Here is a 7,430-nt window from a genome sequence, read left to right as displayed (position 1 = left end):
CCCGGGGGCTCTTCCGATCGGTCGGGGCGGGTCAGCCCCCGGTGCCCAGCCGCAGCACGGTGGTGGAGCGGAACTCCTGCCCCGGCCGCAGCTCGGTCGACGGGTAGGACGGCTGGTGCGGCGAGTCCGGGTGGTGCTGGGTCTCCAGCGCCACCCCGGCGTACGGGCCGTAGGGCACCCCGGACGGGCCGGTGACCGCCCCGTCGAAGCCGTTCGCGGTGTACACCTGGATGCCCGGCTCGGTGGTCAGCACCTCCAGCGTCCGCCCGCTGTCCCGGTCCACCAGCAGCGCCGCCCGCACCGGCGGCCCGTCCGCGGGGCGCTCGCGCAGCACCCAGTTGTGGTCGTAGCCGCGTGAAAGTTTCAGCTGCGGGTGCCCGTCGTGGATCCGCTCGCCGATCGGCCGGGCGGTGGTGAAGTCGAACGGGGTGTCCGCCACCGGCTCGTACGGGCCGTACGGGATCTGCCGCTCGTCGACCGGGGTGTACGCGTCCGCGTCGACGGTCAGCAGGTGGCCCAGCACGTCGCCGCGGCCCTCGCCGGCCAGGTTGAAGTAGGCGTGGTTGGTGAGGTTGAGCACCGTCGGCCTGCTGGTCACCGCCCGGTAGGAGATGACCAGGTCGGAGCCGGTCAGGGTGAAGTCGACCCAGACGTCCAGCGCGCCCGGGAAGCCCTGGTCGCCGTCCGGCGAGTGCAGGTGCATCCGCACCCCGCCGGGGATCTCCTCGGCGTCCCACACCCGGTGCGCGAAGGAGTCCGGGCCGCCGTGCAGGGTGACGCCGTTGCCGGTGGGCAGCAGCGGGTGGTCCTCGCCGTCGACGGTGATCCGGCTGCCGGCGATCCGGTTGGCGTACCGGCCGACGGTCACCCCGTAGTGCTTGGCCGGGCCGAGCAGCGCGCCCACGTCCTGGCTGGTCAGCAGCAGTTGGGCGGGGGTGCCGGAGCGGTCCGGGGCGGTCAGGGTGTGCAGCGCGGCGCCCAGGGTGATCACCGTCGCCTCGACCGGGCCGGACCGCAGCGTCCAGCGCTCCAGGCCCATCCCGGCCCCGGAGTGGTCGTACGGTGCCCGGTGCACCTCGGTGGGCTCGGCCGGCGCGGTCATGGGGCTGCTCCTCGGTTCGTGATCATCCTGCCCGGTCAGCGTAGCCCGACCCGGCGCGCGGACCGGCGACCCGCCCCGCGCGCCGACAGGATCGGCCGGACCGTCAGTCAGCCTGCCCGGGGCCGTCGGTGGGCAATCCGAGCGCGTCCGCCAGCCCCTCCGGGCCGGTGCCGAGCTTGCGGTGCACGGCGGCCAGGCGCTGCTTGACGATCCCCAGCGGGAGCCGCAGCTCCTCGGCGATCCGCTGCGGCGGCAGCAGCCGGGCGGCGAGCCGGGCGACCTCGTACTCGTACTGGTTGAGGGTGTCCTTGGCCGGGACGGTCGGGCGGCTGGGCTGCAGCCCGGCCGCGGCGAGCACCTCGCGGGCCCGCGCCTCCAGCCCGTCGGCACCGCAGTGCTTGGCCAACTCCAGCCCCTGGTACAGGTGTTCCTCGGCCTCCCGGATGCGGCCGACCTGCACCAGCGCGGCCCCCAGGTCGACCAGGGCGTGCGCGTGCTCGTAGCTCGCCGGGGAGCGGCCCAGCTGGCCGACCGCCTCCTGGAGCAGCCGCACGGCGTGCGCGCCCTCCCAGACCGCGGCGGCCAGCCGCAGCGCGGTGCCGATCGCCGACGGGACGCCGGACTCCCTGGCCCGCTCGACCGCGTCCTCGGCGATCTTCCGGGCGGCGGCCGGGTCGTGCTGCGCCGTGGCGACCGCCAGGTGGGCGGCCCACGGGGCGTGCACGGTGGAGCGCCAGCCGCGCTTGTCCAGCCGGTCGCCGATCTCGACCAGCACCTCGACGGCCATCCGGTGGTCGCCGCGCGAGATCAGCAGCTTGCCGTAGGTGGTGGCCACGTCGGGCAGCACCAGCGCGGTGGGGTGGTACGGCGGCAGGAAGCGGTACTTGACCGCGACGTCCCACGCCTCCTGGTCGCGGCCGCGGGCGAGCAGGGTGTCGATCAGCACGCCCACCAGGTTCCAGGTCAGCGGCAGGCCCATGCCCATCCGGTCGGCGATCCGCAGGCCGCGGCGCAGGAAGTCCTCGGCCTCCGGGAGGAAACCGCGGCGCAGCCGGGCGTACCCCATCAGGAAGTAGGCGAAGCCGCGGTGCGCGCCGCTCCACCCGGCGATCTCGAACTCCAGGATGGCGGAGCTGAACAGCTTCTCGGCGCGGGCGAGTTCGTCGTTGTAGGCGAAGCACAGGCCGAGCAGGGCGGGCAGTTCGAAGTTCCAGGTGGTGTTGGTCCAGCCGAGGCTGCCCGGCAGCCGGCCGTCCACCAGGGCGTCCTCGGCGGCCCGCAGCGCCTCGGTGGTGTTGCGGCCCCGGAGGCTGAGGTCCCAGGCGTGCAGGGCGCGGACCGGCCGGGCGGCCTCGCTGTCCGGGTCGACGTCGGCAACCAGCCGGCGGACCCGCCCGGCGCGTTCGGGCCCGTTCTCCTCGTCCCGCTGCAGCGCGGTGTACAGCAGGTGGGCGACCAGCAGCCGGAGCCGGCCGGGGCCCTCGGGGGCGCGCTCGGACTCGTCCAGGCAGAGCGCGGCGGCCTGGCCCAGGTCGCCGCTGTGGGCGAGCACCTCGGAGAGCCGGAAGACCGCCTCGACCCGCAGGTCGGGGCTGAGGCCGGGCTCCATGTCGATGGCGCGGCGCAGCTGGTTGGCGGTGGCCTCGGGGTCGGTGAGCAGGCTGGCGCAGGCCAGCTCGAACAGCACCTCGGCCTGGTCCTCCTCGTCCGGCGGCTCGTTCAGGGCGCGCTCCAGACAGCGGCGGGCGGCTTCGGGCGCGCCGATGGCCAGGTTCTCGGCGGCGGCCCGGCGCAGCTTGCGCACCATCGCGTCGTCGCCCTCGCCGGGGTGGGTCTCCAGCAGGTGCCGGGAGGCGGCCAGCAGCGAGCCGCCCGCGTTCTCGATCACGGTGGCGGCCTGGCCGTGCATGCCGGTGCGGGTGCTGGGCGGGATCGACTGGTAGATCGAGGTCGCGATCAGCGGGTGGACGAACTCCAGCCGGCCGTCGGGCTGGCTGGTGAGCACGCGCATCCGGCGCAGCACCCGGACCGACTCGGCGGCCTGGGTGGCGGTCTGGCCGCAGATCGCGGCGGCCACCTCCTCCTTGATCTCGGTGCCGAGCAGGGCCGCGGCCCAGGCGAACCGGATGACCGTGACGCCGAGCTTCTCCAGCCAGTAGTCGCGGCCCTGTCCGCGGGCGGCCGCGGCCAGGTCGCGCAGCCGGGGCGAGTTCTCCTCGACCGGTTCGAGGTTCTGCTCGCGAACCTCGCGCACCAGCGCCACGGTGTCGAACGGGGTGCCGGCGGTGACCGCCCAGACCTGGCGGCAGAACGCGTCGTCGGCCTCGGCGAACTCGTCGTGCACGATGGCGGCTACCGACACCGGGTTGAGCTGCACCAGTTCGTGCCTGTGGGCGGCCCGGTCCTTGATCTGCCGGGCGAACGGGAGGGCCTCCTCCTCGAACTCGTGCCGGAAGGCGAAGACCAGCAGCACGGGCAGTTCGCGGGCGCGCACCGCGAAGGAGGCGAGCCAGCTCAGCGACTCCTGGTCGACGGCGTGCAGGTCGTCGACGATCACCACCAACGGGGCCCGGCGGGGCGCCAGTTGGGTGATGACGAAGTCCAGGCCGTCGTGGATGCCCTGCGGGTCGATGCGCTCGATCTCACCGGACGGCGGGGCCAGGCCGATCGCCGGCGCGACGATGTTGTACCAACTGCCGAACACCTCCTTGCGCTCGGTCTCGTCCAGGGCGCCGAGCACCGGCATGAGCAGTTGCCGCAGCACGCGGAACGGCTCCTTGCGCTCGCGCTCGCTGCCCCGGGCGAACAGCGTGGTGCAGCCCTGGCGGGTCCCGGCGATCCGGCGGACCTGCTCCAGCATGGTGGTCTTGCCGATGCCCGGCATGCCCGAGAAGAGCAGGAGTTCACCGATCTTCAGACCGCCCGCGGCGTACTCGCGGCACAGTTTCTCCACGGCGTGCTCGATGGAGCGCATCTCGTGATCGCGTTCCCACAGCCGCGGGCCCACCGACCCCGTGTCGGCCGTCTGCCCCTGCGGCCCGTTCTGCTCTTCGGCCACGTCCGTCCCTCCGCCTCGCCGTCCGGCACTCCGTTCCCGACCTTAGCGCCGCCGTCGGCCGCGCGGGCGGCGTTCGCGCAGGCGGGGAAGCCTGACGGAGGGTTAGACGTCGTTGCCCGGGGCAAATGCCTTACCAGTCATGACATCTGACGACCCGATCGGATAACTTTCCAGCCACAAGGGTGTAGTCGATCTTCGCCGGGGAAGGCCATCGCCGGATCCGCGTACCCCTTGAACGCGCGCCGTACCGGCAACAGGCTGCTCTGGAGACACGTTGGCTGCGATACCCCCGCTGTTCTGCCCCATCCCGTCCAGCCTGCACCCGGATCACGAGGCCGTCGGCAAGAGCACCGAACTCTGGCTCGACGCGATGGGCTTCACCGGGGACGCCGAACGCCGCCAACGCCTCCTGGCCATCGGCGCGCACGAGTTCGTCTGCCGGATCGCCCGGGACGCCGAGGGCACCACCGGCCTGGAGCTGGTCTCCCAGTGGCTCTGCAGCATGCTCACCCTGGACGACGAGTGGGACACCGGCCGACTCAGCCGGGACCCCTCCCGTGTACTCACCATAGCAGCCACGCTACTGGCTGTTATCAATTCCACGAACTCGCACCCGCACGAGGAGGACCGCTATGTCGCCTCCGTCCGCGACGTGTTCGGCCGGGCCCGCGCCTGGGCCCCCGCGCTCTCCGTGAAGCGCTGGGCGGACAGCCAGCTGGAGTCCTTCATGGGCGCCGCCACCATCGTCGCCTACCGCTCCGAGGGCCGTCCGATGACGCTCCCCGAGTACCTGACGGTCGGCCCGCTGGACCGCGGCAGCCGCTCCTGCATCGAGATCATCGAGGTCTGCGAGCGCACCGCCATCCCGCAGTCCCAGCTGGACTCGCCCCGGGTGCACGCGCTCACCGAGGCCGCCAAGTTCCTGGTCCTGGTCGCGGCGGACGTCTACTCCTTCCGCCGCGAGGACGACCACGGCGCGCTGGAGAGCAACATCGTGGACGCGCTCCAGCGGCACCTGGGCTGCGGGCAGGAGCAGGCGCTCCTGGAGGCGGCCGCCCTGCACGACCGCACCATGTGCCTGTTCCTCCGCCTCGCGGACCGCACCTCCCGCCGCGCCGGGGCCGAACTCCAGCGCTACATCACGCAGTTGTCCAACCTGGTGAGCGGCAACCTGGAGTGGGGCTTCACCTCCGCCCGCTACACCGAGCGCGTCCCCGGGACGATCCCGGTGGCCGAACGCGCCGAACGGCCCGCCGACGGCCGGCTCACCCCGCCGCCCTACCCCGAGATCGCCTGGTGGTGGGAGCAGCTGTGGTGACGGCCGGCCCCGGCGGGCCGTGCGGAGCCCCGCTCAGGTCAGCAGCCTGGCCTTCGCGGCGGCGAACTCCTCCGGGGTGAGCAGCCCCTGCTGCACCAGCTGCGCCAGCTGGTTCAACTTGCTCGCCACGTCCTCGCCGCCCGCGGCGGGCGCACCACCCGCGGCGGGCGCCGGCGCGGCCGGCGGCGGGGCGTAGGCCGGCTGCTGCGCGGCGGCCTGCTGCTGCGCGGCCCGGTCCTGCTCGGCCTGCAGCTCGGCGATCGCCTGGTCCTGGTCCTGCTCGCCGGCGGCCCGGCGGGCCCCGGCCCGGCCGGCGGCGTACGCGGCGCCGCCCACCAGCAGCCCGCGGGCGAGCGGGCGCCCCACCGGGCGGACCACCCGGACCGGCCGGATCGGCCTCATCGGTCGGAACACGGCGCCCTCACTCTCCCGCCGCGACGCGCGCCTCGGCGGCGCGGACGGCCTCGTCGATGTTCTCCGGCGGGATGCGCACCCCGGAGGCGAGCCTGCCGCCCACCGCGTACAGCGCCTCGGCCGCCTCCCGGGCCCACAGGTGCTCGATCAGCACGATCAGCGCCGCGCTGCCGGGCTCCAGCAGCTCGGCCACCTCCTGGGCGTCCTCCGGCCCGATCAGCGGCAGTTCCTCGCCGTCCAGGCCCTCGACGCCGCGCAGGTGCTCGAAGTCGGCGAGCTCCCCGTAGGTGGCGTCGCCCTCGGCGTCCCGGAGCACCGCGAGCGAGTCGATCACCCGGACCCCGGCCGCGTCCCGCAGCCGGACCAGCGCGGTGGCCGCCTCGGCGGTGATGGTCGCCTCGGGGAAGGTCAGGACGAGCAGTTCGGCCGGTCCCATCAGGGGCTCCCTTCCGTGCACAAATCCCTCATATCGGGATCAAATCACACGATTGCCGGAGCGGCCTGGCGTGCCCCCCGCCCCCGGCCGTCCGGGTCCGCGGCGCCCCCGGCGGGCGGGCGGCGGGCTCCGGGTGGCCCACGGCGGCTGGCGGGCCGCCCGCGCGCGTGGTCCCGTCGAAGCACCATCCGTCCGACCTCGCGGCAAGGAGCCGACCACCATGACCATCGCCGTCGACAAACTCTCCGATCCGGCCGTGCGCCGCCTGATCGGCGCCGTCAACTCCGGCGACCGGGACGCCTTCTTCGCCGCCCTGACCGAGGACGCCACGATGTCCGACGACGGCTCCGAGCGCGACCTCGCGGACTGGGTCGACCGGGAGATCTTCTCCTCGCACGGGCACATCGAGGTGCAGACCGAGAAGTCCGGCGGGCGCGCCCTGGTCGCCGACTACCGCAACGACACCTGGGGCGAGATGCGCACCGCCTGGCGCTTCACGGTCACCCCGGACGGCCGGGTCAGCCGGTTCGAGACCGGCCAGGCCTGACACCCCGCCGCTCCCCGGGTCAGCCGCGCGCCGCCAGGCACTGCCGGACGGCGGCGATCAGCGCCCGGGAGCGGACGTCCCCCGTCACGCCCGGCTGCATGCCGTTGGTGACGTAGCCGAAGCCGATGCCCAGCTCCGGGTCGGCGAAGCCGAGCGAGCCGCCCCGGCCGGGGTGGCCGAAGCTCGCCGGGGAGGCCATCGGCGAGGTGCCGCCGTGCCGGAAGAAGCCCTGGCCGAAGGCGGTGTTGACGATCAGCACCCGGTCCGGCCCCTGCACCGAGGGGCCGGCCGCCTCGGCCAGGGTGCCCGGCTCGAACAGCGCGGGCAGCCGCCCGCCGGGCGCGTCGGCGCGGTCGGCGGCACCGATCAGCGCGGCGTAGAACCGGGCCAGCGAGCGGGCGGTGCCGATCCCGCCCGCGCCCGGCACCTCGACGGCCTGCACCGCCGGGTCGTTCAGGTCGACGCTGCTGCGCACCGAGCCGAACGAGCGGGCGGTCAGCGAGCGCGGGTCCCGGTAGGCGTCCAGCACGGACTGCTTGGGGCGCATCCGCATCC

General features: G+C 74.2%; 7 protein-coding genes. 2 read left to right on the top strand and 5 right to left on the bottom strand.

The annotated features are described in order from the left end of the window. Window positions 1–31: 31 nt before the first annotated feature. Window positions 32–1,102 carry an aldose epimerase family protein gene (locus ACFUEL_RS31155; protein ID WP_380240144.1) on the bottom strand — a complete coding sequence of 357 codons (1,071 nt, stop codon included), beginning with the start codon at window positions 1,100–1,102 and terminating at the stop codon, window positions 32–34. Window positions 1,103–1,205: 103 nt separating this feature from the next. Next, window positions 1,206–4,160 (bottom strand): ATP-binding protein, encoded by a 2,955-nt coding sequence (locus ACFUEL_RS31150; protein ID WP_380240142.1) that lies wholly within the window; start codon window positions 4,158–4,160, stop codon window positions 1,206–1,208. 274 nt (window positions 4,161–4,434) lie between these two features. Here ACFUEL_RS31150 and ACFUEL_RS31145 point away from each other — a divergent pair, with 274 nt between their 5' ends. Then, window positions 4,435–5,478 (top strand): hypothetical protein, encoded by a 1,044-nt coding sequence (locus ACFUEL_RS31145; protein ID WP_380240140.1) that lies wholly within the window; start codon window positions 4,435–4,437, stop codon window positions 5,476–5,478. Window positions 5,479–5,511: 33 nt separating this feature from the next. Here ACFUEL_RS31145 and ACFUEL_RS31140 read toward each other — a convergent pair whose 3' ends face one another. Together ACFUEL_RS31140 and ACFUEL_RS31135 are read right to left on the bottom strand one after the other, a co-directional pair. Continuing rightward, window positions 5,512–5,880: an SHOCT domain-containing protein gene (locus tag ACFUEL_RS31140; protein ID WP_380240138.1), complete on the bottom strand. Its 369-nt coding sequence runs from the start codon at window positions 5,878–5,880 to the stop codon at window positions 5,512–5,514. A gap of 19 nt (window positions 5,881–5,899) precedes the next feature. Further along, window positions 5,900–6,328 (bottom strand): DUF6325 family protein, encoded by a 429-nt coding sequence (locus tag ACFUEL_RS31135; protein WP_380240137.1) that lies wholly within the window; start codon window positions 6,326–6,328, stop codon window positions 5,900–5,902. Window positions 6,329–6,548: 220 nt separating this feature from the next. Here ACFUEL_RS31135 and ACFUEL_RS31130 point away from each other — a divergent pair, with 220 nt between their 5' ends. Continuing rightward, on the top strand, window positions 6,549–6,875 hold the full coding sequence (locus tag ACFUEL_RS31130; RefSeq protein ID WP_380240136.1) for a nuclear transport factor 2 family protein: 327 nt from the start codon (window positions 6,549–6,551) through the stop codon (window positions 6,873–6,875). A gap of 19 nt (window positions 6,876–6,894) precedes the next feature. Here ACFUEL_RS31130 and ACFUEL_RS31125 read toward each other — a convergent pair. Continuing rightward, on the bottom strand, window positions 6,895–7,430 hold a 536-nt coding region (locus ACFUEL_RS31125; RefSeq protein WP_380240135.1), incomplete at its 5' end, for a serine hydrolase domain-containing protein.

The sequence above is a fragment of the Kitasatospora sp. NPDC057198 genome (genome assembly GCF_042670125.1).
Lineage (GTDB): Bacteria > Actinomycetota > Actinomycetes > Streptomycetales > Streptomycetaceae > Kitasatospora.
This window is presented reverse-complemented; position numbering and strand designations above follow the sequence as displayed.

Excerpts from the sequence above, each read along its gene's own strand:
- ACFUEL_RS31130 (WP_380240136.1), top strand. The coding sequence starts at position 6,549 with ATGACCATCGCCGTCGACAAACTCTCCGATCCGGCCGTGCGCCGCCTG.
- ACFUEL_RS31140 (WP_380240138.1), bottom strand. The coding sequence starts at position 5,880 with ATGAGGCCGATCCGGCCGGTCCGGGTGGTCCGCCCGGTGGGGCGCCCG.
- ACFUEL_RS31135 (WP_380240137.1), bottom strand. The coding sequence starts at position 6,328 with ATGGGACCGGCCGAACTGCTCGTCCTGACCTTCCCCGAGGCGACCATC.
- ACFUEL_RS31155 (WP_380240144.1), bottom strand. The coding sequence starts at position 1,102 with ATGACCGCGCCGGCCGAGCCCACCGAGGTGCACCGGGCACCGTACGAC.